At 65.7% G+C, this 22,262-nt stretch carries 16 protein-coding genes and 1 pseudogene; 7 read left to right on the top strand and 10 right to left on the bottom strand.

What is annotated here, in order from left to right; genetic code table 11:
• Positions 1 to 29: 29 nt before the first annotated feature.
• The 7 genes from JMF82_RS01295 to JMF82_RS01265 form a co-directional block, all read right to left on the bottom strand.
• On the bottom strand, positions 30 to 986 hold the full coding sequence (locus tag JMF82_RS01295) for a quinone oxidoreductase (RefSeq protein ID WP_201312725.1): 957 nt from the start codon (positions 984 to 986) through the stop codon (positions 30 to 32).
• A gap of 100 nt (positions 987 to 1,086) precedes the next feature.
• Entirely contained in the window at positions 1,087 to 2,409 is a 1,323-nt protein-coding gene (locus tag JMF82_RS01290; RefSeq protein WP_201312724.1) for an aspartyl/asparaginyl beta-hydroxylase domain-containing protein, read from the bottom strand.
• Between the two features lie 108 nt (positions 2,410 to 2,517).
• Positions 2,518 to 3,882: a sulfotransferase gene (locus JMF82_RS01285; protein WP_201312723.1), complete on the bottom strand. Its 1,365-nt coding sequence runs from the start codon at positions 3,880 to 3,882 to the stop codon at positions 2,518 to 2,520.
• A 45-nt stretch (positions 3,883 to 3,927) separates the two neighbouring features.
• A complete protein-coding gene (locus JMF82_RS01280) occupies positions 3,928 to 4,545 on the bottom strand; it encodes a 2OG-Fe(II) oxygenase (RefSeq protein ID WP_201312722.1) in 618 nt (205 codons plus the stop codon).
• Positions 4,535 to 6,361, bottom strand: a complete 1,827-nt coding sequence (locus JMF82_RS01275; RefSeq protein WP_201312721.1) for a sulfotransferase — start codon at positions 6,359 to 6,361, stop codon at positions 4,535 to 4,537. Before JMF82_RS01275 ends, JMF82_RS01280 begins: the two co-directional genes overlap by 11 nt.
• Positions 6,362 to 6,443: 82 nt before the next feature.
• The gene (locus JMF82_RS01270; protein WP_201312720.1) at positions 6,444 to 9,353 is read right to left on the bottom strand and encodes a TonB-dependent receptor; all 2,910 of its coding nucleotides are present in this window, start codon (positions 9,351 to 9,353) and stop codon (positions 6,444 to 6,446) included.
• Between the two features lie 342 nt (positions 9,354 to 9,695).
• Positions 9,696 to 10,487 (bottom strand): AMP nucleosidase, encoded by a 792-nt coding sequence (locus JMF82_RS01265; protein ID WP_201312719.1) that lies wholly within the window; start codon positions 10,485 to 10,487, stop codon positions 9,696 to 9,698.
• A 190-nt stretch (positions 10,488 to 10,677) separates the two neighbouring features.
• On the opposite strand from JMF82_RS01265, the gene JMF82_RS01260 reads away from it, so the two are divergent.
• The 4 genes and pseudogenes from JMF82_RS01260 to JMF82_RS21885 all read left to right on the top strand — a co-directional run bounded on the left by JMF82_RS01260 (position 10,678) and on the right by JMF82_RS21885 (position 14,833).
• The gene (locus JMF82_RS01260) at positions 10,678 to 13,095 is read left to right on the top strand and encodes an acyl-CoA dehydrogenase (protein WP_201312718.1); all 2,418 of its coding nucleotides are present in this window, start codon (positions 10,678 to 10,680) and stop codon (positions 13,093 to 13,095) included.
• A gap of 126 nt (positions 13,096 to 13,221) precedes the next feature.
• Positions 13,222 to 14,166, top strand: a complete 945-nt coding sequence (locus tag JMF82_RS01255; protein ID WP_201312717.1) for a DegV family protein — start codon at positions 13,222 to 13,224, stop codon at positions 14,164 to 14,166.
• A gap of 4 nt (positions 14,167 to 14,170) precedes the next feature.
• A pseudogene (locus JMF82_RS22225) lies at positions 14,171 to 14,374 on the top strand (DUF4124 domain-containing protein); the annotation flags it as partial.
• Between the two features lie 87 nt (positions 14,375 to 14,461).
• Positions 14,462 to 14,833 (top strand): hypothetical protein, encoded by a 372-nt coding sequence (locus tag JMF82_RS21885; protein ID WP_236585239.1) that lies wholly within the window; start codon positions 14,462 to 14,464, stop codon positions 14,831 to 14,833.
• 241 nt (positions 14,834 to 15,074) lie between these two features.
• Here the strand turns inward: JMF82_RS21885 and JMF82_RS01245 are convergent, their stop codons facing one another.
• A complete protein-coding gene (locus tag JMF82_RS01245) occupies positions 15,075 to 15,857 on the bottom strand; it encodes an SDR family oxidoreductase (protein WP_201312715.1) in 783 nt (260 codons plus the stop codon).
• Positions 15,858 to 15,951: 94 nt separating this feature from the next.
• Between JMF82_RS01245 and JMF82_RS01240 the strand changes: the two genes are divergently transcribed.
• Both JMF82_RS01240 and JMF82_RS01235 read left to right on the top strand, forming a co-directional pair.
• Positions 15,952 to 16,170 carry a hypothetical protein gene (locus JMF82_RS01240; protein ID WP_201312714.1) on the top strand — a complete coding sequence of 73 codons (219 nt, stop codon included), beginning with the start codon at positions 15,952 to 15,954 and terminating at the stop codon, positions 16,168 to 16,170.
• Positions 16,171 to 16,392: 222 nt separating this feature from the next.
• Positions 16,393 to 17,217: an ATP-binding cassette domain-containing protein gene (locus JMF82_RS01235; protein WP_201312713.1), complete on the top strand. Its 825-nt coding sequence runs from the start codon at positions 16,393 to 16,395 to the stop codon at positions 17,215 to 17,217.
• A 70-nt stretch (positions 17,218 to 17,287) separates the two neighbouring features.
• On the opposite strand, the gene sppA is transcribed toward JMF82_RS01235, so the two are convergent.
• Complete coding sequence (gene sppA, locus JMF82_RS01230) at positions 17,288 to 19,153, bottom strand: signal peptide peptidase SppA (RefSeq protein ID WP_201312712.1); 1,866 nt, start codon at positions 19,151 to 19,153, stop codon at positions 17,288 to 17,290.
• Positions 19,154 to 19,267: 114 nt separating this feature from the next.
• Positions 19,268 to 20,635, bottom strand: a complete 1,368-nt coding sequence (locus tag JMF82_RS01225) for an MATE family efflux transporter (protein WP_201312711.1) — start codon at positions 20,633 to 20,635, stop codon at positions 19,268 to 19,270.
• Between the two features lie 135 nt (positions 20,636 to 20,770).
• Between JMF82_RS01225 and JMF82_RS01220 the strand changes: the two genes are divergently transcribed.
• Positions 20,771 to 21,889 carry a DUF3667 domain-containing protein gene (locus JMF82_RS01220; RefSeq protein WP_201312710.1) on the top strand — a complete coding sequence of 373 codons (1,119 nt, stop codon included), beginning with the start codon at positions 20,771 to 20,773 and terminating at the stop codon, positions 21,887 to 21,889.
• Positions 21,890 to 22,262 lie beyond the last annotated feature (373 nt).

Below are 22,262 nucleotides of genomic sequence, written 5' to 3'. Positions count from 1 at the left end.
AACGATGCCATCGCGCGCTGGGTGCGTTCCTACAGGGTGAGCAGGACCTTGCCGATGGCCGCGCGGCTTTCCAGATAAGCGTGCGCCTCGGCGCCCTCGCGCAAGGGAAAGCGAGCGGCGATGCATGGCTTCAGCACGCCGTTGCGGATCTGCTCGAACAGCGCAGCGGCACGTTCGCGCCGCACCTCGCCACCCGTGAGCACGTTCCACAGATCGCCGCCCGTAAGCGTCAGCGAGCGATCCATCAGCAGGCGCGGATCGACCGGCGCGGGATCGCCCGCCGCCATGCCATAGAACACCACCGTGCCGCCGATGCGTGCGACCGCAAGGCTGTCGCCCAGCGTGCGCCCCACCGAGTCGTACACCACGGTCGCACCGTGTCCGCCGGTCAGCGCCTTCGTGGCTGACACCCACTCGTCGTAGCCCGCCGCCACGTCCGCTCCGGCGGTGATGACGGCATCGCGCTTGGCCTCGCTGGACGCCACGCCCAACACCACGGCGCCCAGCGCCTTGAGCATCTGCACCATCAGCAGTCCCACGCCACCGGCCGCCGCATGCACCACGGCCACATCACCAGGCTGCACACGAAAGCTGTCGCTGACCAGGTACTGCGCCGTGAGGCCCTGCAGCAGTATGGCGGCGGCCGTATCGGCATCGATGTCATCGGGCAACGGAATCAGGCGCTCGCGATCCACGGCCACCAGCTCGGCATTGGCGTGCGGCATGTCGGCAAAGCCGACGCGCCTTCCCGGCGGAAACAGCGGATCGCTTCCGCCCTCGACCACGCCGGCACCCTCATAACCCAACACCCACGGCGCCGTGCCGGTGAGGTGATAGTTGCCGTTGCGGCGATAGACGTCGGCGAAGTTCAGCCCCACGGCCTGCATGCGCACCAGCAGCTGGCCCGGACCCGGCACCGGATCGGGGCGTTCCGCCCAGCGCAGGACGCCAGCCGGGCCGAAGTGGTCGAAGGTCAGCGCATGCATGGGGCGTTCCTGGCAACGGTCGTGTCGGTACAAGCATGACAGTTTCCCGCTCTGCCCGCGTGGGAAACGGGAGCCTGACGCCCCGTGCGGCGGCCGAAATTCAGCCGCCCGGCACCGCCACCTCGCTGGCGCGATTGAAATCGCCGATGGCCTCGACCAGGTCGGTGACGGCGACGCGCTCCACCTCGGTGAGGTCGGGATTCCAGCTGTCCAGGATCATCACCACGCGCGTCCGGTCGCTGCGATTCCATGCCTCGTGCTCGAAGGTGTCATCGAAGGACACGCAGCGCCCCTCCTGCCATTCATGCAGCTCGCCGCCGACGTTGATGGCGCAGTCGGGTGGAACGATCAGCGGAAGATGGGTGACCAGGCGCGTATTGGTGACACCGCGATGCGGGAGGATGTGCGTGCCCGGCCGCAGTACCGAGTACAGCGTTTCCGGCGCATGGTCGCGGATGCGCACCAAGGGCAGTTCATCGAGCAACTGCGACGTGCGCGGGCAACGCTGGCAGTTGTCGTCGTAGCGCGTGCCGTGCCGGTAGAAGAAAAAGGCATCCCACGCCGCGGCCTGTTGGCTGGACGAACGCAGGTAGTCTTCCGCGACATCCGCCGAACTGAATTTCATGAAAGGCTCCAGGCTTTCGTCCTGGGCCAGCACGGCCTGCAATTCTTCCTTGATGATGTCCTTGGCCTCTTCCAGCCGCGACTGCCATGGGAATCGGCTGGTCGGGTAGTAGGTCTGGCTCGGCACACCGGGGAAGTACAGGAACTTCGGCTTCTGCCGCGCATCGGGCAGCCGCGCCGGCTGTTCGCCGAGATAGATCGCAAGGCACTGCTCCACGCGTGACAGCTCCGCGCGGCCGTAGCGATCGCGCAATGGCGCAATGACCCGGTCGAACAGCTGCCGGCGTCCGGCATCGATATAGCGCATGGCGTACTTCACCATGTCGCGCAGCCCGGGGGCGGTCGTGTCGTCGCTCAGCCAGCGCCCCTGCGCCTGGGCCGAGTTCACCGCCCCGAAATAGGCAAGCAGCGCCTGGTGCGCGTCGCCCAGCCGCTCCTGCGCGATGCCGAGACGCAGGCGGGCCACGAACATGTCCGGGGCCAGGTCGATGCAACGGCGAAGGCTGTCCGCGGCGCCACGCCACTCGCCCGCCGCCATCCGGGCCACGCCGAGCTGGTGGAGGATGTTCGCGTCGCCGGGCCGGATGCGTTCGGCCGTGAGCAGCATCGCGATCGCCTGCAGCGACTCCCCCCGCGCCAGGCGTTGGCTCGCCACGAACTGCAGGGCTTCCACGTCGTCGGGAACGAGCTCCAGCAGCCGCGCGAATTGGTGTTCGGCCAGCGCGAGATTGCCCTGACGCAGGCCCTCATGCGCCTGTTCGCGCAAGGCCTTGGAACCGCCGTGAAACTCCGTACTCATCGCTCCCCCGATACATCGACCCTCCGGGCGGCGACGCTGCCGCCCGGCCATTCGTACTGGCGGCACATCGGCAAGGCATGGCCCCGCGATGTTTCCCCTGCCGCCGCGCTAGGCGTCGCCGCCCGCGCCCAACCGCTCCAATTCCGGCAGCCACTCCCCGTAGCTGCGCCACCGGCCTACCGACCGATGATAGATCGGCTGCCGTGCCTGCCACATGCTCGCGGTGGCAATCGCCCCGGCGGCAGGTGTCTCCGTCGCAGCCGCCTCCTCCGGCAGGCCGAGAAACGCCCCAGCCCCCGCCAGTGTCGCTTCCGGATCGCCCACCATCCGCTCGTAGTCGACGACGTGCACCGGCAGTCCCCGCGACTGCACCCAGTGCGCCATCAGACGATCGCAGCCATGGGCGTAGCTGGCAATATCCTCGAAATCGTAGGCGTAGTCATTGTCCGCGTGGCCGAAATACTGGCTGTAGATCGACAGCGCGTTGTCTCGGCGGTCACGCCGGCAGTAGAGCACGCGCGCTTCCGGAAACAGCCGATGGATCAGGCCCACGTAGCGGAAGTTCAGGGGGTGCTTGTCGATGTACCAGCGCGCGGGCGCATCGTCCTGGCGCAGATGCGCCAGGTAGACCTGGCGCGCCTGCGCACACGCACGGAGGTCATGCAGGAGGCCCTGCGCCTTGAGCTGCCCCGCCAGGTAGGCGATGAAGGGCATCTCGCCCCGGTTGCGCACCTCGGCGTGCCGGGCCAGGCGATCCGCCAGCAACGTGGTGCCGCTGCGCACCATGCCGACCACGAACACCGGAATGCAACCGGACGGTTCGCCCAGCGCGGCCGCCGGCGGCTCCTGGATCTGGGCGGAAACGAAACGCTCCCACACGTCGCGTGACCAGTGGACCTCACGTTTCACCAGGCCGTTGGCTTCACGGAACATCGAGGCGGCATGCCGCATGTCGCCGACGTCGTCGCAGGCCTTGCCGAGCGCGAAACATACCGCCGCACGGGCACGGGACGACAGGCGCGCGTCGTGCACATGGGCCTCGAACAAGGCGAAGTCGGGATGGTTCGCGTCGTCATAGCGCTGCGTGGTGGACAACGCGTGCAGCAGGAACCATTGATTGAGATCGATGCCGCCGTGGATGGCGGCCAGGTAACGGGTGCGGGCGGCGTCGAAACGCCCCAGCTCGTGATCGATGCTGCCGGCCAGCGCCAGCAGGCGCAGGTGGTTCGGCGACAACGCCAGCTGCGCGTCGCACAGCTCCGCGGCCAACGCATGCCTGCCACTTTCCTTGATGAACAGGGCGCAGTCGAACACCGCATCCGCGCTGCCCAACGACCTCATTCCTGCCGCATGCATGATGCCCGCCGCCGCCTCCAGCCGCCCCTGCTGCCGCCACTGCAGCGCCGTGGCGCGCGCCTGCACGGGATCGGCAGGAAATACCTGCGCCTGCCCCGTTGGCGTGGAACCCTTCATGCCTTCATCACCTCATGCCACGTGCTGCGACTGTGCATAGTCGCATCATAGCCCTCGCCCCTGGACCGACGCCGCGGGAAACATCAGGTAGGTGGAAAGGATGTATTTGTCGTTCGACTGCGGCGGCAAGCCGGCGTGCTGGTACATCCAGTACGGCGGAAAAACCAGCAACCGCCCCGCGCGCGCCTGCACCGAGAGGCCAAGATCGCAGAACTCGGTTTCGCCGCCCCGCTCCACATCGTTGAGATACCACAGGAACACCAGGTAGCGACTGGCCACTTCGCCGAGCGAATCGAAGTGCGGTTGGAAGCCGTCGCCGGAACCGGCGATGTAGCGCTTGATGCGCAACGGGGCGATCACGTTCGATGACGGCACATCGATGGTGAGGCCGAGGCTGCGGTTGTAGCGCTCCAGGTACTCGTCGATCTGCCGGTAGAAGAAACCCTTGAACGCGTCGTCCGCCAGCGGCGTCAGGTCCAGCTCGGTCCAGGCGCTCGCATCGAGGCCCGCGCGCCAGCCTTTGCCGCGTACCAGCTGGTGCTCGACCGACTGGTGGAACGACGCGATCAGCTGCTCGCAGAACGGCGCCGGCAGCGCTCCGTCGAAATACTGGACATAGCTGCGAACGTCATGGCGGTCGCGCTGCACCGATTCAGAAGTCATAGCCCCAAAGCTCCATCACCTCGGCCAGGGTCGGCCGCAACGGTTCGAACGCATCGGCATACCGCTTCCAGCGCCCGACCGCGCGCTTGTTGGGTGGCTGCGTCACCTGGGAGTAACTAGGCGTGCTGATGAAACCCTTCTGTTGCGCATGTTCGTGGAACCGAAGCAACGGCGTGGCGTCCTCGACACCGATGAAATCGCCGATGCGCTTCACCATCGGTTCGAAATCGTCGAGCAGGTCTTCATAACGCAGGCGCAGCACGTGCGGCTTGAGCAGCGCCTCGTGGTGCACCCAGAAGCGCATCGCGTTCACATAGCCGCGCGCGAGGCGGTCCAGCGAGGAGCACAGCACCTGGAAGCCGGGCGAACGGAAGTTCTGCATGTAGCAGCTGAGCAGCACATCGCAGGGATGCCGCAATGCGAGGATGACCGGTGCCTTCGGGAACAATCGCACAATCAACGGAAGATGCAGGAGGTTGAGCGGATTCTTGTCGACGATGCGCTGGCCCGGAGCGAGCTCGACGGCACGAGACACCAGGTGCCAGTAATACCGGCGCAATTCTTCGGCATCGTCTTCGCTCAGCTTCCAAAGATGCTCCGGATAGAGCAAGCCGTGATGCTGGAGTCGTTCGGCAATGGCTTGCATGAACGGTCGCTCGTCCATCGAGGCAAGACCAGGATGGGCGTCGAGCATCTGTTCCAGCATGGTCGTGCCGGAGCGCGGAAATCCCACGACGAATACCGGTGAGGTCGCCACGTCGCCGGCTTCCCGCCAGGATTCGTCCGAACCGAGATCCGAGGCTTCCACGCGCAGGGTCGATGGCGCGAGCGGCTCGACACCGGGCGCCATCAGTTCCGGGACGAGCTGGGCGGCGTTCTCCAGCTGGATGGCGTGCGCCTCTGCCAGGGCCTGCATCGCAGCGGCGGTTTCACCTGCCTTGTCACAGGCCTTGGCGATACCGAAATAGAGATTGCTGCGGTGTTTGCGCTCCTTGGTCTGGGTGACCAGGCGCTCCAACAGGCCGCGCGTCATGGCCGGGTCGCGACCTCGCTGGGCCATCACGCCATGCGCCGCGATCACCTCGTAACGGTCGACTTCATCCGTGAGCGTCTCCGGCTCAGGCAACTGTTCGAGCAAGCCGCGTGCCTCGTCCAGGCGATTCACGCGCTCGTAAAGATGAATCAGGCGCGCCACCGTCCTGGGCCGCTGCCCGGAGGTATCCATGGTTTCGTTGAGCAGGCGCTCCGCTTCCGCGGCGCGCCCCAACTGGGCGAAAATCCACGCGAGGTCGACTCGCAGATCCTCCGACAAGGGAGGCCAGCTTTCCCAGCCGGCGAGCAGTTCTTCCACGCCCAGCGTGTCGCCACATTCGTAGCAGGCCATCACCGCGTAGATCCGGACACTCATGACGCCCGGCTGGCGCTGGGTCGCCTCCACCAACAGCGAACGCGCGCGCACGTACTCGCCACGCTCCATGTACAGCAGGCCGAGGTTTCCCTGCACGATGCAATCGTCGGGATTGATGCGCAGCGAGGTCGCGTAGGCGCGCTCGGCCTCGTCCAGCTTTCCCTCGTCCCTGAGCAGGGTCGCCAGGTTGCTCCAGTGGCTATCGTTATGGGGGTTGAGCTCGGTCAGCTGACGGTAGCAGTCGCGGGCTTCGGCCGAGCGTTGCTGAAGCTGCAGTACGTAGGCCAGCCATTCGAGTGCGGGCTCAAAGGCGGGCTGCTTGCGCAGCAACTCCCTGCAGGCCGCTTCGGCCTCGCTCAGAGCGCCTTCGTGTACGAAAGTGGCAATGGGTTCAATGCTTGCTTGCATCACGACGCATATCGAGTAAGTGAAAAAAAACCGCGCGGCTTGCACCGCGCGGTTTCGTTATCGGCGTACAGCCCGATGTCGATCAGAACTTCACGGTCACGCGAGCCCAGAAGTAGCGGCCGATGGTGTCGTAAGTGTTCACGTCCGTGTTCGCATTGAGCACGTTGTTCTGATAGAACAGCGGCGGCTGCTTGTCGAACGCGTTGTCCACACCGACGTCCACGCGGGTGTTGTACTGGGCGATGTTATAGCCGAACTGGAAGTTGTTGTAGGTGATCGACGGGATGCGCAGCACCACGTTCGGGATCGCCGCGTCAGCGCTGAAGCCCATCGACGGATCCTTCGAACCGACGTTGACCGCACCGATGTAGCGCAGCGTCCAAGAGGCCGACCACGCACCAGCGGTCCAGTTCAGGCCACCCAACGCGCGCCAGCGCGTGAAGTTACCGTACTGCGCCTGCTGGTTGTACACGCCGGCCATGTGGTTGGTGACATCGCCCGGCTGGCCCGGAGCGGTATCGTTGTCGTAGCGGATCAGATACGTGGCATCCAGGGACACCGCGAAGTCGCCGACATTGGTGCCGGCCACATCGAAGTGCGGGATGCGGTACTTGCCGCTGAAATCGACACCCTTCACGTTCAGCGAACCCAGGTTCACCGTCGGCTGGTTGATGTAGTTGACCTGGCCATCGTTGAAGCGATGGATGAACGAGCAGAACGGGCTGGCGTTGTTGTTGTAGCAAGCGTTCACCACCGTGTTCGCACCGACGTTGGTGATCGTGTCGTTCAGCGTGACACGCCACAGGTCGGCACTGACGGACAGGCCCTGGGCCCAGCTCGGGTCGTACACGACGCCGAAGTCATAGGTATGGCCGTACTCCGGCTTCAGCTTGTAACCAGCAGCCACCGAACCCGAGTTCACGCCGGTCGTCTGGCTGAGACCCGAACCCTTGAACGAACCGTCGGTCGGCACGTTCTGGCAGGCATTCGGATGACCACCGGTGTAGCCAATGCAGGGATCGGTGAGCGGCGGGGCCGAACCGGCCGCACCAGCGTACAGGTCGTTGATGGTCGGTGCGCGGAACACGCCGTCCAGGGTGCCACGCAGCAACAGGTCGTCGATCGGACGCCATTCCACGGCCACCTTGGTGGTGGTCTTGCTGCCCACCGAGGAGTAGTCGGAGTAGCGCTGGCCGACGGTCAGGTTCAACGACTTCACGAACGGCTTGTCCGCGAGGATCGGCACCAGGGCTTCGTAATAGACTTCCTTGACGTTGAAGCTACCCGACAGCGGCGTGGAGCAGGCTTCCTGCGAGATCTGGCAGGTACCGCCAGCGCCCGAGGTCGTCGCGATGTAGTCGACGCCGTAGTTCTGGTATTCCTTGTCGTAGTCCGCACCCACGGCGAGCGACACGGCGCCGGCCGGCAGGTTGAACAACTCACCGCTGGCGTTCGCTTCAGCGCGACGCGAGATGGTCAGCGTGTTGTAGTACGGATTGGCCGCGTAATTCTTCAGCGTGGCGATCGTCTGCGGATCGTAGACGTTGAAGATGTTCAGCGGGGTGCAGCCCGTGATCGGGTTCGCGGCAGTGCCGCAGGTGATCGCACCGGTGGCGGGATCCTGGAAGGACGGACCGAGCGCCTGGCGCAGGCCGGCGTAGTAGATGTAGCCGAAGCTGCGCTGCTGCTGGGTGATGTGACCGTAATTCAGGTCGGCATCCCACTGCCAGGTCGAGTCATTGCCGAAGTTGCCGCGCAGGCCGGCGTTGACCTGGTTGGTTTCGGTGCTGTAGTGGCCCTGGCGCTGACCCAGCGTGGTGAAGCGCGAACGGAAGCCGTTGCCCTGCGTGGTGCCGTCGGTGCCGAAGTCGACGCCGAACGGGTTGTAGTAGTTGTTCTTCGACACCAGCACGCCATCGGACAGCGCGTCGAACGGCAGCGGCGCGATCGCGAAGTTGGACGTGGTCTTGTTGTAGAAGTAGTCCAGGTGGGCCTGGATGCTGTCGGTCAGCTGATAGTTGGCCAGCGCGAAAGCGTTGGTGCGCTCCTGCGGGGTCTGGATCAGGTTCTGTTCCTGATAGTTATAGGCATCGGACCTGGAATCGTACGGACGATAATCGCTGAGGCTGGTCTTGCCGGTCGGCTGGCCATTGAGCGTCACCGTGCCCGACGGAGCCTTGATCTGGCCCGAAGGCGTGCGGCTCGAACCGGCATTGAACACCGAGCCCGACGACAGGTAGGTGGCGTTCTTGGCGAAGTCGCGACGCGCCGACGAAATGCCGTCGAACTTGTTGTAGTCGAGGCCGGCGGTGATGTTGCCCTTCTCGCTGCTGTGGCCAAAGATGGCCGAGAAGCCGCGACGGAAGCCGTCGTTCTGGTCGGACTCACCCACGTTGGCGCTGATTTCGGCGCCCTGGTAGTCCTTGCGCAGGATGAAGTTCACCACGCCGCCGATGGCGTCGGAACCGTAGGTCGCCGAGGCGCCGTCCTTCAGCACTTCCACGCGCTCGACCATCGAGGCCGGGATCGCGTTGATGTCGTTGCGGGCCACGCGGTGGCCGTTCACCAGGATCAACGTACGCTGCGAACCAAGGCCGCGCAGCGACACGGTGGAGGCACCGTCACCACCGCCGTTGTTCACCTGCGGGTTGGTCGCCGCACCGGCCACCGACGGGATTTCCTGCAGCAGGTCGCCGAGCGTCGCCTTACCGCTGGACTGGATCTGCGAGCGGTCGATCGTATGCACCGGGCTAGCGGTCTCGACGTCGACGCGGCGGATGCGCGAACCCGTCACGGTGACGGTTTCGAGCGTCTTGGCCTTCTGGTCCGGAGCCTGCTGGGCTCCTGCCGACTGGTCCTGGGCATCAACGTTTGCGCTCGTGCCAGCATCCTGGGCGAACACAGCCGTGGACACACCACCAAGGGTGAGCACCGCACCCAGAGAAAGCGCCAGATGCACTGACGCAGACAGTTTCTTAACCCCAAACTTCATGAGAACACCCTCCCGTTATTTATTTATGACTGGGTTTGAAAGATTCCCCGCCTCAAACCCGCGCCCGAGTCACCCAAAGCATTAGGGTAGACCTTGGTCTACAGCGCTACGCATTTATCACGCTTTACTTACAGATAGTCAATAAAATCTATACAGCAAGAATTTGCCGTCCGCTGACAGGCAACGCAATTTATTTCGATTCATTCCCCGCATTGGGACGAGACCCCAGCGCCGAGGGCCCAGGGCCTCGACTGTTCGACCATCGTGTGAAGATGGTGAAACCACGGTGAAGGCAGCCTGGGCGGACGCATGGCACGCCGCCAGGCCACTGATTTCACAAGGCTAATCGACCCCGCCGTCATCCTCGAAGCGCAAGTGTTTGACGCTGCGTCCGCGGCGCCGCACCAGCTTCAGGGCTTCAATACCAATACGTATGTGACGTTCCACGAATTGGGTCGTCACGTTACGATCACTTAACTCCGTCTTAACGCCTTCGGGAATCATGGGCTGGTCCGAAACCAGCAGCAGGGCGCCGCAGGGAATCTTGTTGGCGAAGCCGGCCGCGAAGATGGTGGCCGTTTCCATGTCGATCGCCATGCAGCGGGTGCGGCGCAGATAATCCTTGAATGCTTCGTCGTGCTCCCAGACACGGCGGTTGGTGGTGTACACCGTGCCCGTCCAGTAGTCGTAGCCGAGGTCGCGGATCATCGTGGAGACACCGCGCTGCAACTGGAACGCCGGCAGCGCCGGCACCTCGGGCAGCAGGTAGTCGTTGGAGGTGCCTTCGCCGCGGATGGCGGCGATCGGCAGCACCAGGTCGCCGATCGCGTTCTTCTTCTTGAGGCCACCGCATTTGCCGAGGAACAGCGCCGCCTTCGGACCGATGGCGCTGAGCAGGTCCATCACGGTGGCGGCATTGGGGCTGCCCATGCCGAAGTTGATGAGGGTGATGCCGTCGGCGGTGGCGTTGGGCATGGGCTTGTCGCGGCCCCGTACTTCGACGCCGTGCCATTGCGCGAACAGCTCGACGTAATGGCCGAAATTGGTGAGCAGGATGTGCTCGCCGAACTGCTCCAGCGGCGTGCCGGTGTAACGCGGCAACCAGTTGGAGACGATCTCCTGTTTGTCCTTCATAAGACCCCTTGGGTCGGCGCAGCGTTTGTTGTCCCGCTGCGCGTTACCGGCGACGCCACGCCGGCAAGATGCCAGATCAGTGCGCGCATCTTACCTGTTGCGAGGCGCCCGCACGCGCCGTGCATTCGGAGTCTTTTCATTTTCTTGAAGCCTGCCTGTCCACGATGGCGACGGCTGCCAGGAGGACACCATGCTGATCATCGGTCTGCTCGTTGCCCTGATGCTTCTGTTGGGCCTTGCCTTCGTCGGGCATGGATGGCTGGCCTGGGTTGCCGCCGCAGCCACCCTGTTCGCCACCTGGGTCCTGCGCGGAGTCGGCTCGCCACACCTTTTATATGGACTGCTATTCGCCGCGGCGCTCGTCGCGGTCGCCACGGGCTTTGCGCCCCTTCGCCGCGCCTTGTTCGCGCGCGCCCTGCTGCCCGTGCTGGGCAAGGTGATGCCGCGCCTCGGGGAAACCGAACGCATCGCGCTCGAAGCCGGCACCGTGTGGTGGGATGCGCAGATCTTCTCGGGCATGCCCGACTGGGAAGCACTGCACCGCTTCGAATGCAAGCCGCTGTCCCCGCGCGAACAGGCCTTCCTGGACGGCCCGGTGACCAGGCTTTGCGAGATGCTGGACGACTGGCAGATCGAACAGGATCGCGACCTGCCACCCGAGGTCTGGGAGTTCATCAAGCGCGAGCGCTTCTTCGGCATGGTGCTGCCCCAGAGCTACGGCGGGCTGGGCATGTCCGAGATCGGGCATTCGCGCGTGATTACCCGCATCGCCACGCGCTCGGTCGCCGCGGCGGTGACGGTGATGGTGCCCAACTCGCTGGGGCCCGGCGAATTGCTGCTTCATTACGGCACCGACGAACAGAAGCAGCGCTACCTGCCTCGCCTGGCCGAAGGACGGGAAGTGCCCTGCTTTGCCTTGACCGGTCCGGAGGCCGGCTCCGATGCCGCCGCCACGCAATCGGAAGGCATCGTCGAATGGGGTCGCTGGCAGGGCGAGGAAGTGATCGGCCTGCGCCTCAACTGGAACAAGCGGTACATCACCCTGGCCCCCGTGGCGACGCTGATCGGGCTGGCCTTCCGACTGAAGGATCCGCACGGCCTGCTCGGCGGCCCGGTGGATCGAGGCATTACCTGCGCATTGATCCCGCGCGACCTGCCGGGCGTGGTGATCGGCAAGCACCACGATCCGATGGGCGTGCCCTTCGCCAACGGGCCAATCGAAGGCCACGACGTATTTGTACCGATGGACGCCATCATCGGCGGCGTGGCGCAGGCCGGACACGGTTGGCGCATGCTGATGGAAAGCCTCGCCGCCGGCCGTTCCATCTCGCTGCCGGCGCTGGCCGTGGGGGCCGCGCAGATGGCCACCCGCATCTGCGGCGCCTATGCCACGGTGCGCGAGCAGTTCGATACGCCGATCGGCCGCTTCGAAGGCATCGAAGAACCATTGGCGCGCATCGCCGGCCTCACCTATCTGATGACCGCCACGCGCACGCTCACCTGCGGCGCGCTCGATGCGGGCGAGAAGCCCGCCGTGCTCGGTTCCATCGCGAAGGCCTACCTCACCGATGCCATGCGCGAGGTGGTGAGCGATGCGATGGACATCCGCGCCGGCGCCGCCATCCAGCGCGGGCCGCGCAACGCGCTGTCGCGCATGTGGATGTCGGTACCGATCGGCATCACCGTGGAGGGTGCCAACATCCTCACCCGTTCGATGATCATCTATGGCCAGGGCGCCATCCGTTGCCATCCGTGGGTGCAGAAGCTGATCCAGGCGATCGCGGCGAAGGATCGGGTCGCCTTCGACCGTGCGACCTTCGGTTACATCAACTTCGTATTCACCCGCGGCGTGCGCGCGCTGCTGCTGGGGATTACCGGCTCCCGGCTCGCCCCGGCACCGGCGGACACCGAGTTGCGCCGCCAGTACCAGCACCTCACGCGCTTCGCCTCGGCATTCGCCCTGGTGTCGGACCTGTGCATGGTCACCCTGGGCGGTTCGCTGAAGCGGCGCGAGAAGATCTCCGGCCGACTCGCCGATGCACTGGCCTGGCAATACCTCGCCACCGCCACGCTCAAGCGTTACCACGACGAACCGAAGCTGGCGTCCAACTACGATCTTGCGCGCTGGGGCGTGGCCCTCGCGCTGTATCGCACCCAGGAGGCGCTGCGTGGCGTGCTCGACAACCTCCCATCGGGTTTCGCCGCGGGTGTCGCCCGCCTGCTGGTGTTTCCACTGGGCGCGCGCTTCCGGCCACCCTCGGACGCGCTGGGACAGCGCGCCGCTCGTGCCATCCTGGAAGACCGCGAGGCGCGCATCCATCTCACCGAAGACATCCACGTGCCCGGCCCGCACGAGCCGGGCCTGGGCGAACTCGAGGCCGCACTGGACAAAGCCGTGCGTGCCCTGCCCGTGGAAACCAAGCTGCGCGATGCCGTGCGTGCAGGGCGGATCGATCGCGCTTCGAAAGACCAGCTCGACGACATCGCACTGGCCGCCGGCATCATCACGGCCGAGGAATACGCCGCGCTCGGCGAAGCCAACGAAGCGCGCGACGCGGTGGTGCAGGTCGACGCGTTCGATGCGGCCATCTACAAACAGCTTCGTTAGCGATGCCCTGAACAACAGCAGGCCCGCGGACCGGTGAAAAAGTCCTAGGCCATGCGCCAAGCGTCAGGGTCGGCACCGGCAAGGGCGCGTGCTATGTTGGCCGCGTCACAGATTGGGGGTGAGACGATGCGGATGGGGCTGGCCATCGATGCGTCCTGCGACTTGCCGCAGGCGTTCCTGCAGAAGCACAACATCGCGGTGATGCCTATCACCATCCATGTCGACAACGAAGTCTTCCTGGACAACCGCAACCAGGTCGAACTGCACCGGTTTCTCGATCGAAAACTCGGCAGCCGCAGCCACTCGGCCGAGACCGAGCCCTGCTCGATCGAGGAAGTGCAGAAGCTGTTTCTCGACAAGCTGGTGCTGGAACAGGACTGCGTGTTCTGCCTGACCATCACCGCCACGCGCAGCGCCATCAACGACCATGTGATCAAGGCCAGCTTCGCGGTGCTGAAGAACTACCGCGACGTGCGCGAACGCAACAACATCACCGGTCCGTTCCTGATGCGCGTGATCGATACGCGCAGCCTCTTCGCCGGTTCGGGCCCGGCCATCGTCGAGGCCACGCGCCTGATCGAAGCCGGCGAAGCGCCGGCGGCGATCCGCGAACGCCTTACCTATATCGCCAACAACTCGTACGGCTACATGCTGCCGCGCGATCTCTATTACCTGCGCGCGCGCGCCAAGAAGAAGGGCGACCGCAGCGTGGGCCTGATGAGCGCGGTGCTCGGCTCGGCGCTGGACATCAAGCCGTTGCTGCGCGGCTATCGCGGCGAAACCGGGCCGGTCGGCAAGGTCCGTGGCTTCGAGCACGGCGCCGAGACCTTGTTCGACTATGCGGCCAAGCGCGTGCACGCCGGCCTGCTGGTGCCGGTCGTGTGCGTCAGCTACGGCGGCGACCTGGCCGAGCTGCCCAAGCTGCCGGGTTACGATGGCCTGCGGGCAGCATGCGAGGAGTGCGGCGTGGAACTGATGGAGGCGCCGATGAGCATCACCGGCATGGTCAACGTCGGCGAAGGTGCGGTAACGCTGGGTTTTGCCGCCGAGGAGCACGTCGCCGAATTCTGAGAGGATGCCTGCCGCCCACGGGAGGTCGCGCATGATCCGGCTATGCATTGTTGTGTGGTTGCTTTCGCTCGCCGTACCGGCGTGGGCTGGCACGGCCTATCAATGCACGGCCGCCAACGGCACGGTCTCCTATCAGGACAAGCCGTGTGCCGCGGGCCAGCGCCAACAGGCCCTGCAACTGGACGACTCGCAGCCGCGGGTGGTGCCACCGCCTGCCGCCCCGGAAGCCCCTGCGGCTGAAACGTCACCAGCGCCCCCACCGCCGCCTGTGGCGCCCTCGGCCCCGCTGCCAGTGATGTATGCATGTGTCCGCGCCACCGACCAGACCACCTATCTCAGCGAGAATGGCTACCCGGAACCCTACCTGGTGCCGTTCGGCATCGTCGGCGGCGGGGGAATGTCGTTGTCCCAGGCCTACGGGCCACCCGGAGGGGCCGGGGCGTCCGCGCCCGAGCTCAATCGCGGCCGCGTCACCCCGGGCCTGGTCGGGCGCAACTTCGTCTGGGTGCAGGACCAGTGCCACGAACTCACGCCCGCCGAAACCTGCCACGCATTGCGCGACGAGTACGACAAGAACGAGACCAAGCTGCGCCGCTCCTTCAAGAGCGATCGCCCGCCGCTGGAAGAACGCGAAGCCACCCTGCTCGCCCAGCTGCGCAACTGCTGAGCGGCGCTGCGCATTTATTGCGCAATGTCATGCAAGTGCCTGCTGCGCAAGCGCGACACCGGGTTTTCCACAGGCTTGCCACCAGGCTTTCCCCAACGGCTGTGGAAAAGCCACGGCGTGCGTGGCGCGACATTGAGCACGATGGTGAAAAGCAAAGACCGGCGCGCACTTGCATCACCTATCCACAGGCTTGCCCATAGGCAGTCCACACCGGCTGTGGACAACCTCGCTGTCGCGTCGCCTAGAAACCGTAATGGAGGAAGCCGCCGTCCACGGCCAGCACCTGGCCGGTGATGTAACTCGCGGCCGGCAGGCACAGGAAGGCGATGGCCGCCGCCACTTCCTCGGGCTCGCCGATGCGGCGCAGCGGCGTGCGGTCCAGCACTTCGTCGAGGTATTCGTCGTTGGCGAGCGCGGGCTCCGAACGCTGCGTGCGGATGTACCACGGCGCCACCGCATTGACGCGGATGCCGTCGGTGGCCCACTCGACGGCCAGGTTGCGCGTGAGCTGATGCAAGGCCGCCTTGGTCATGCCATAGGGCGAACCGGTGCGCACATGGGTGATGCCCGAGACCGAACCCACGTTGACGATCGCCGCGTTCGCATGCTGCACCAGCTGCGGATGGGCGAGGCGGCACATCTCGAACGCGGAGAATACGTTCTGCTCGAAGATCGCGCGGTATTCGTCCTCGCGATACGCCAGCGTGGGCGCGGGCTGGTTGCCGCCGGCGTTGTTGACCAGCAGGGACAGCGGCGCGCCGAGGTCGGCGATCCAGTCGAACACCGCCAGGCGATCTTCCTGCTCGCTGAGGTCGGCGTCGAACGCCATCACCTCGATGCCCGGGAAGTCATCCAGCAGGTCCACCCGCACCTGTTCCAGGTAGTCGGCGTCGCGCGCCACCAGCAACAGATTGGCTCCCAGGCCCGCCAGTTCACGCGCCGTGGCATAACCGATGCCCTTGCTGGCGCCGGTGACCAGCGCGGTGTGTCCCTGCAGTTGCCAGGCGTCGATGCGTGCGTTCATGCGCCGAGCTTAGAACCTGGGTCCGTGCCACGCCAAGCTTGCCGGCATCGCCGACAGGCCCGACACTGCCGCCCATGCGCCCTGAGGACCGCCCATGACACGCCTTGCCCTGCTTCTGTGCCTGAGTTCCCTCGCCGCCTGTTCAGGCAAGCCGCCCGCGCCCGTGTCGCAACCGGCCGCCGCCAGCACCGCGCGCGTCGCCACGCCGTGGGACGACCTGAAGAAGGACGAGCAGCGCGCCCGCGATGTGCAGAAGACCGTCGATCAGCAGGCGGAAAAGCAGCGCCAGCAGATCGAGGCTGCCGAACAGTAGCACTGGCCAACCTGCGGGAGCGCGCCCTGTGCGCGAGGGCCGGCGAAGCATCACGACCATGATGCGAAGACCGTTCATTGCCGCACGCCCCGATACGCTGCGGTCGCGCACAGCGTGCGCTCCCACCATGAAGAACCTTGCGGTTGACTGCCTCGTACCTCACATGGACGTCCACACTGGAAGGGGTTGGCAACGCAGTCCGGGGCAGGCATGGTTGAACGCATGAACGCCCCCCACCCCGATGAACTGGCCTCCGCGCCACTGCTTGAGATCGACGGCGCCAGCGTGATGCGCGGCGACCGCCTCATCCTCGACCACTTCAGCCTGCGCATCGACGCGGGTGAGCACACCGCGATCCTTGGCGCGAATGGCGCAGGCAAATCCACCCTGGTGCGGCTGATCACGCGCGAGCTGTATCCGTTGGCGCGCAAGGACGGCACGCCATCCATGCGCGTGTTCGGACGCGATCGGTGGCATGTTTCGGACCTGCGTGGACTGCTCGGCATCGTCTCGCCCTCGCTGCAGGACGATTGCACCGGCGATGCGACGCTGGAAGTTTCCGAGGCGGTGTTGTCGAGCTTCTTCTCCGCACGCCGGCTCGGGCTGGATCACCACGTCACCGCGGCCATGCGCGAACGTGCCGACGAGGCGATTGCCCACGCCGGCGCCACGCATCTGCTGGGCCGGCGCATGGCGAGCCTGTCCACCGGCGAGGCGCGGCGCGTACTGATCGCGCGCGGATTGGTGCATCGTCCGCGTGCGCTGCTGCTGGACGAACCCTGCGCGGGCCTGGACATGGCCAGCCGCCGGCGCTTCCTGGAAAGCCTCCGTGGCCTCGCACGCAGCGGCACCACGCTATTGCTGGTGACGCATCACATCGAGGAGGTATTGCCAGAGATCGAACGCGTGGTGCTGTTGCGCGACGGCCGCGTGCTGCGCCAGGGCGACAAGGCCGATGTGCTGACAGGCGAGGCGCTGGGAGATGCCTTCGGCATGCCCGTACATGTGCAGGTAAACGGCGACTACTACAGCGCCGCCGTGATGTAGCCGGCGCCCGCCCTGGCATGGCAAGGCCCCGGTGAAAGCCGGGGCCTTGGTTTTTGCGGAAGCGGTTCGCTCAGCGCGGCGAGCAGAAGCAGTAGGCGTAGATGTTCGGCCGCCCGCTTTCCACATGGCGCAGGAGCTTCAGCTCGGGCGCCATCGTGTCGATATGCGCCACCCATGCCGGCAGTTGCAGGCCGTATGACTGCGCCACGCGCACCATCGCGCTCTCGTTGAGGTTCACCAGGAACTGCTCGAAGCCGCCCAGCGATTCCTCGACGTAACGCACCGGATAGTCCTTGCCCAGCTTGGCGCGCGAGGCCGCATCGGCCACGGCCTCGCCGAGACCGCCGAGCTGATCGACCAGGCCGCGATCGAGCGCCTGCTGGCCGGTCCACACGCGGCCCTGCGCAATGGTGTCGATGGCGTCGTACGGCTTGCCGCGCGCCTTGGCCACCTGGCCCACGAAATCGCGATAGCCCTTCTCGATGGTGGCCTGGATCACCATGCCCACCTTGGGATCGAGCGGTCGCGTGATATCGAAGGCGCCAGCCAGCGGGCCGGTGCCCACGCCGTCGTTCTTCACGCCCAGCTTGTCCAGCGTGCCCGGCACGGTGAGCACCATGCCGAAGATGCCGATGGAACCGGTGATGGTGTTGGGCTCGGCGTAGATGCGATCGGCATTCATCGAGATCCAGTAGCCGCCGCTGGCCGCCACGTTGCCCATCGACACCACCACCGGGATGCCCGCTTCACGGGTCAACGCGACTTCGCGACGGATCTGTTCGGCCGCGTACACTTCGCCGCCCGGCGAGTTCACGCGCAGCACCAGCGCCTTGGTGCGCTTGTCGGTGCGCGCGGCGCGAATCAGCGCGGCCGTCGAATCGCCGCCCACCGAACCCTGCGGCTGCTTGCCGCCGGAAATCTCGCCTTCGGCCACCACCACCGACACGCCCGGCGCAAAACCGCCATCGTTGTCGGGCAGGTTGGCGCCGTAGCGCTGCAGCGAAATCTGGCGGAAGCCCTCGCCCTTCTTGCCGGCGGGCACGCCTTCCTTGCGCATCATCGCCTCGAGCTCGGCCGGCGTGGCGACGCCGTCGACCAGATGCTGGTCGAGCGAGAGGCGGCCAAGGTCGCCGCGCGCGTCGGCGATCTTCTGGGGCAGGCCGTCGATGTCGGCGCGCAGCGTGGCGGGCTCGAGCTTGCGCAGCTTCGCCACCTCGTTGATATAGCTGTCCCACAGGCCGCCCATCCAGAAGCTGTCCGCTTCCTTCGCCTCCGGCGAGGCGTGGTCGAGGATGTACGGCTCGGCGGCGCTCTTGAACTGGCCCACGCGGAACAGGTGCACGTCCACGCCGAGCTTGTCGAGCAGATCCTTGTAGAACAGGCGGTAGTTGGCGAGGCCGGTGATGAGCACGCCACCTTGCGGATCGACCAGGACGCGGTCGGCGTGCGCGGCGAGGTAGTACTGGCCCTGGTCGTAGTTGGCCGCCCACACGATCACCGGCTTGCCGGCGGCGCGGAAACGGTCCAGCGCGGCGCCTACTTCGCGCAGCGCGGCAAAACCGCCGCCCTGCAGGTCACCCGGTTCGAGCAGGATGCGCGTGATGCGCGTGTCCTTCGCGGCCGCGTCGATGGCGCCCACCAGGTCGCGCAACTGGATCTGCTTGGGCGGGTTGCCCGACAGCTGCGCCAGCAGGCGCTCCATCGGCTCGATACTGTACTGCTCGACCAGCTCGCCCTTCGGCTTGATGACCAGCACGCTGTCGCTGAGGATCGCGTGCTCGCCGCGGCTGCCCAGGTAACCACCGAGCAGCACCAGCAGCACAATGAAGAAAAAGAAGAAGAAGACCAGGTTGAGGACGACCAGCCTGACCACGTTGATGCCGCGCCCAAGGACGCAGAGAAAAGCCCAGAAACCGTTGGGGCGGCGTTCCGTCATGCGAAATCCCTCAGAAGGTCGGTGACAGCGTAGCCGTTCGCGCAACGCAGGTCATGTAGTGCTGGAGACACAGGAAGATGACGCCCGGCGCGCCGCAGGGGCGACAGCTTCGCTTCAGACCGGGCGCTGCCAGCGTTCGCGGAAGGCGCTGCGACAGAAGCGGGTGAACAGCAGGATGGCCGCCATGGTCAGCCCGGCAATCAGGCCCATCCACATGCCTCTTGCCCCCATGCCGTGGCGGAACGCCAGCCACCAGCCCACGGGCATGCCCACGCCCCAGTAGGCGAACAGGGTGATCACCATCGGCACGCGGGTGTCCTTGAGGCCGCGCAGCGCACCGTTGGAGGTGACCTGGATGCCGTCGGAAAACTGGAAGAAACCCGCCAGCAGCATCAGCTGCGCCGCCAGCGCGATGACCGCCGCGTCGTGCGTGTACATGCGTGCCAGCAGATGCGGGATGCCCAGCATCAGCGAGGACGACACCGTCTGCACGCACAGCGCCAGGCCGATGCCGCACAGGCCCGCGTAACGCACGCCGCGCGCATCGCCGCGGCCCACCGCATTGCCCACGCGCACGGTAATCGCCATCGACAGCCCCAGCGGAATCATGAAGGCCACCGTCGCCACGCTCAGCGCGACCTGGTGGCTGGCCACCACCGTCTCGCCCAGCGTCGCAATGGCAAGCGCGACCGCCACGAACAGGCCGCCTTCGGCGAGCAGGGTCACCGCCATCGGGCCACCGATCTTCAGCAGCTCCAGCAGCATCTTCGGCTTCGGCCACGCGATGCCTTCGCGCAGGCCAAGATCGCGATAGGCCGGGTGCTTGGCGATGTAGAGGGCAAAGCCCGCCATCTCCAGCCACAACACGGTCGCCGTGGCGATGCCGCTGCCCAGCGAACCCAGCGCCGGCAGGCCGAACTTGCCGTACATCAGCACATAGCCCAGCGGCGCCAGCACCAGCAGGCCGCCAAAGCTGAAATACATCGAGGGACGCGTCATCGACAGGCCCTCGGACAGGCCGCGGAGCGCGAAGTAGCTGGTGAGCGCCGGGCCGGCCCAGCTGATCGCATGCAGGAAGTGCATCACGTCCGCGCGCAGCGTCGGCACCACCCCGATCCAGTCCAGCATCAGGGTGGCGTTGCGCACCAGGAACCACATCACGATGCCCATGCCCCAGGCCAGCCACAGCGCCTGCACGAACACGGCGCCCACTTCGTGGCGGCGGCCGGCGCCGTCGAGCTGCGCGACCGACGGCGGCACCGCCATCATCATGCCCAGGCCGCTCACCAGGGCCAGCGCCCAGATGCTTACCGCCGTGGTCACGGCAGCCTGCACGTGCGCGCTCAGATGCCCGGCGAGCACGGCATCGACGAAGTTGGGACCCACCGCGGCCAATTGCGCGGCGATCAACGGAAGGGCGAGGCGCACGGTGGCGCCGACCTCGTGCGCCACCCTGGCGCGATCGGGGCGGAAAGAGAACATGGACAGACTCCTGGGCCCGGCATTCTAGCGCACCGGACCGGGCGCCCTTCCGACGCCGACTGCCCCATGAGAGCCACAGGCCATGCCGATGTCACCCGCTTGTGCCAAGATCTTGGGCTGACTCGGGGGAGACGCATGAAGAAGGAACTGGTGTCGTTCGAAGGGTTGCACTGCGCCAATTGCAGTGCGCCGATGCAGGGCGAGTTCTGCCACGAATGCGGGCAATCGATCCACTCGGTGCTGCGGCCGATGCACCACATGGTCGAGGACACCCTCGATATGGTGCTGCACATCGACGGCCGCGTGGTGCACACGGTGCCGCCGCTGTTCTACCGGCCCGGCTTCCTCACCATGGAGTACTTCTCCGGGCGCCGGCAGCGCTACGTCGCCCCGTTCCGCCTGATGTTCGTGCTGTGCCTGCTGGCGTTCTTCGTCACCCGCATCGCCATCGACAACATCGGCTTCGCCGACACCAACCTCGAGGCCAGCGCCGGCACCGGCGACTTTGCCAAGGACAACACCGCCGACGCGGTGCGCGCGCGTTTCGAGCAGATGCGCAAGGACATCGACAAGGCGGCCGACCACGCCGACCACGGCAAGAAGACCATCCGCAAGCTGATCAGCGTGGAACGCGACCACGCCAACCATCGCCTGGAACAGCTGGGCGCCGCGCCGCTGCAGGTCCAGACCGAGGATGGCTGGGACTTCCACCAGAACAAGTTCGAAGCGAGCTGGTTGCCGGCGAGCATGAACCGCAGCATCAACCGGTCCATCGAGCACATGGGCGTCAATCTCCGGGGCGCGATGGTCGGCGGCGAGGAAGGCGCCGCGGCCCAGGAGCGGATCCTGGCCGGCGTCTTTGGCGTGCTGCCGCAGACCATGTTCGTGGTGATGCCGCTGTTCGCGCTGCTGCTGAAGCTGATGTACCTGTTCAAGCGCCGTCTTTATATGGAACACCTGATCGTGGCACTGCACAGCCACGCCTTCATGTTCCTGGCCCTGCTGCTCGGCGTGCTGGTCGGCGGCCTGCGCAGCTGGCTGTTGCCGCACGCGGCCTGGGTGGGCACGCCGCTGCTGCTGGTGATCTGGGTGCTGGCCATGTGGGTGCCGGTCTATCTGCTGATCATGCAGAAGCGGGTCTATCGCCAGGGCTGGTTCCTGACCACGGTGAAGTACCTGTTCATCGGCTGGTGCTACACGTGGCTGATCGGTTTTGCGCTGGGTTTTGCCGCCCTGCTCGGCCTCGCGCATTGACATTCGCCGTGCGAATTTTTTGTGACTTACATCACACACAAACCGCGTAGGCGCGCTGGTTTCTCGCATGGCCTCCGTCGCCGCGACGGGGGTTTTGCACAGCGTCACAGGTCTGTCAAGGCAAGACCCGTGCCTATGGCAATTGCATGAACACGGGCTGCATGTAAATTTTAACTCGCTGATTTATAGGCATATTTCAGCCTGGTTAAAAGTTGAACAGTACGTGCCCAAGGCCGTTTTCATGCGCTTGCGGGGCCTCCTTCAACGCTCGATCCACAGACTTATCCACAGGCGCTGTGGATAACCGCAAAAGCCCCGTGCCAATAGTCACTTAGCCCCCATTCCTAGATGGCGGGGCAGCAAGCCTCCGCAA

This window comes from Dyella sp. EPa41, assembly GCF_016586165.1.
Classification (GTDB): Bacteria; Pseudomonadota; Gammaproteobacteria; order Xanthomonadales; family Rhodanobacteraceae; genus Dyella.
The sequence above is the reverse complement of the archived record's forward strand: the minus strand, read 5'-3'. Positions and strand labels throughout refer to the sequence as shown.

Excerpts from the sequence above, each read along its gene's own strand:
- JMF82_RS01270 (WP_201312720.1), bottom strand. The coding sequence starts at position 9,353 with ATGAAGTTTGGGGTTAAGAAACTGTCTGCGTCAGTGCATCTGGCGCTT.
- sppA (WP_201312712.1), bottom strand. The coding sequence starts at position 19,153 with ATGACGGAACGCCGCCCCAACGGTTTCTGGGCTTTTCTCTGCGTCCTT.
- JMF82_RS01245 (WP_201312715.1), bottom strand. The coding sequence starts at position 15,857 with ATGAACGCACGCATCGACGCCTGGCAACTGCAGGGACACACCGCGCTG.
- JMF82_RS01240 (WP_201312714.1), top strand. The coding sequence starts at position 15,952 with ATGACACGCCTTGCCCTGCTTCTGTGCCTGAGTTCCCTCGCCGCCTGT.
- JMF82_RS01225 (WP_201312711.1), bottom strand. The coding sequence starts at position 20,635 with ATGTTCTCTTTCCGCCCCGATCGCGCCAGGGTGGCGCACGAGGTCGGC.
- JMF82_RS01290 (WP_201312724.1), bottom strand. The coding sequence starts at position 2,409 with ATGAGTACGGAGTTTCACGGCGGTTCCAAGGCCTTGCGCGAACAGGCG.
- JMF82_RS21885 (WP_236585239.1), top strand. The coding sequence starts at position 14,462 with ATGTATGCATGTGTCCGCGCCACCGACCAGACCACCTATCTCAGCGAG.
- JMF82_RS01295 (WP_201312725.1), bottom strand. The coding sequence starts at position 986 with ATGCATGCGCTGACCTTCGACCACTTCGGCCCGGCTGGCGTCCTGCGC.
- JMF82_RS01220 (WP_201312710.1), top strand. The coding sequence starts at position 20,771 with ATGAAGAAGGAACTGGTGTCGTTCGAAGGGTTGCACTGCGCCAATTGC.
- JMF82_RS01235 (WP_201312713.1), top strand. The coding sequence starts at position 16,393 with ATGAACGCCCCCCACCCCGATGAACTGGCCTCCGCGCCACTGCTTGAG.
- JMF82_RS01275 (WP_201312721.1), bottom strand. The coding sequence starts at position 6,361 with ATGCAAGCAAGCATTGAACCCATTGCCACTTTCGTACACGAAGGCGCT.
- JMF82_RS01285 (WP_201312723.1), bottom strand. The coding sequence starts at position 3,882 with ATGAAGGGTTCCACGCCAACGGGGCAGGCGCAGGTATTTCCTGCCGAT.
- JMF82_RS01280 (WP_201312722.1), bottom strand. The coding sequence starts at position 4,545 with ATGACTTCTGAATCGGTGCAGCGCGACCGCCATGACGTTCGCAGCTAT.
- JMF82_RS01260 (WP_201312718.1), top strand. The coding sequence starts at position 10,678 with ATGCTGATCATCGGTCTGCTCGTTGCCCTGATGCTTCTGTTGGGCCTT.
- JMF82_RS01265 (WP_201312719.1), bottom strand. The coding sequence starts at position 10,487 with ATGAAGGACAAACAGGAGATCGTCTCCAACTGGTTGCCGCGTTACACC.
- JMF82_RS01255 (WP_201312717.1), top strand. The coding sequence starts at position 13,222 with ATGCGGATGGGGCTGGCCATCGATGCGTCCTGCGACTTGCCGCAGGCG.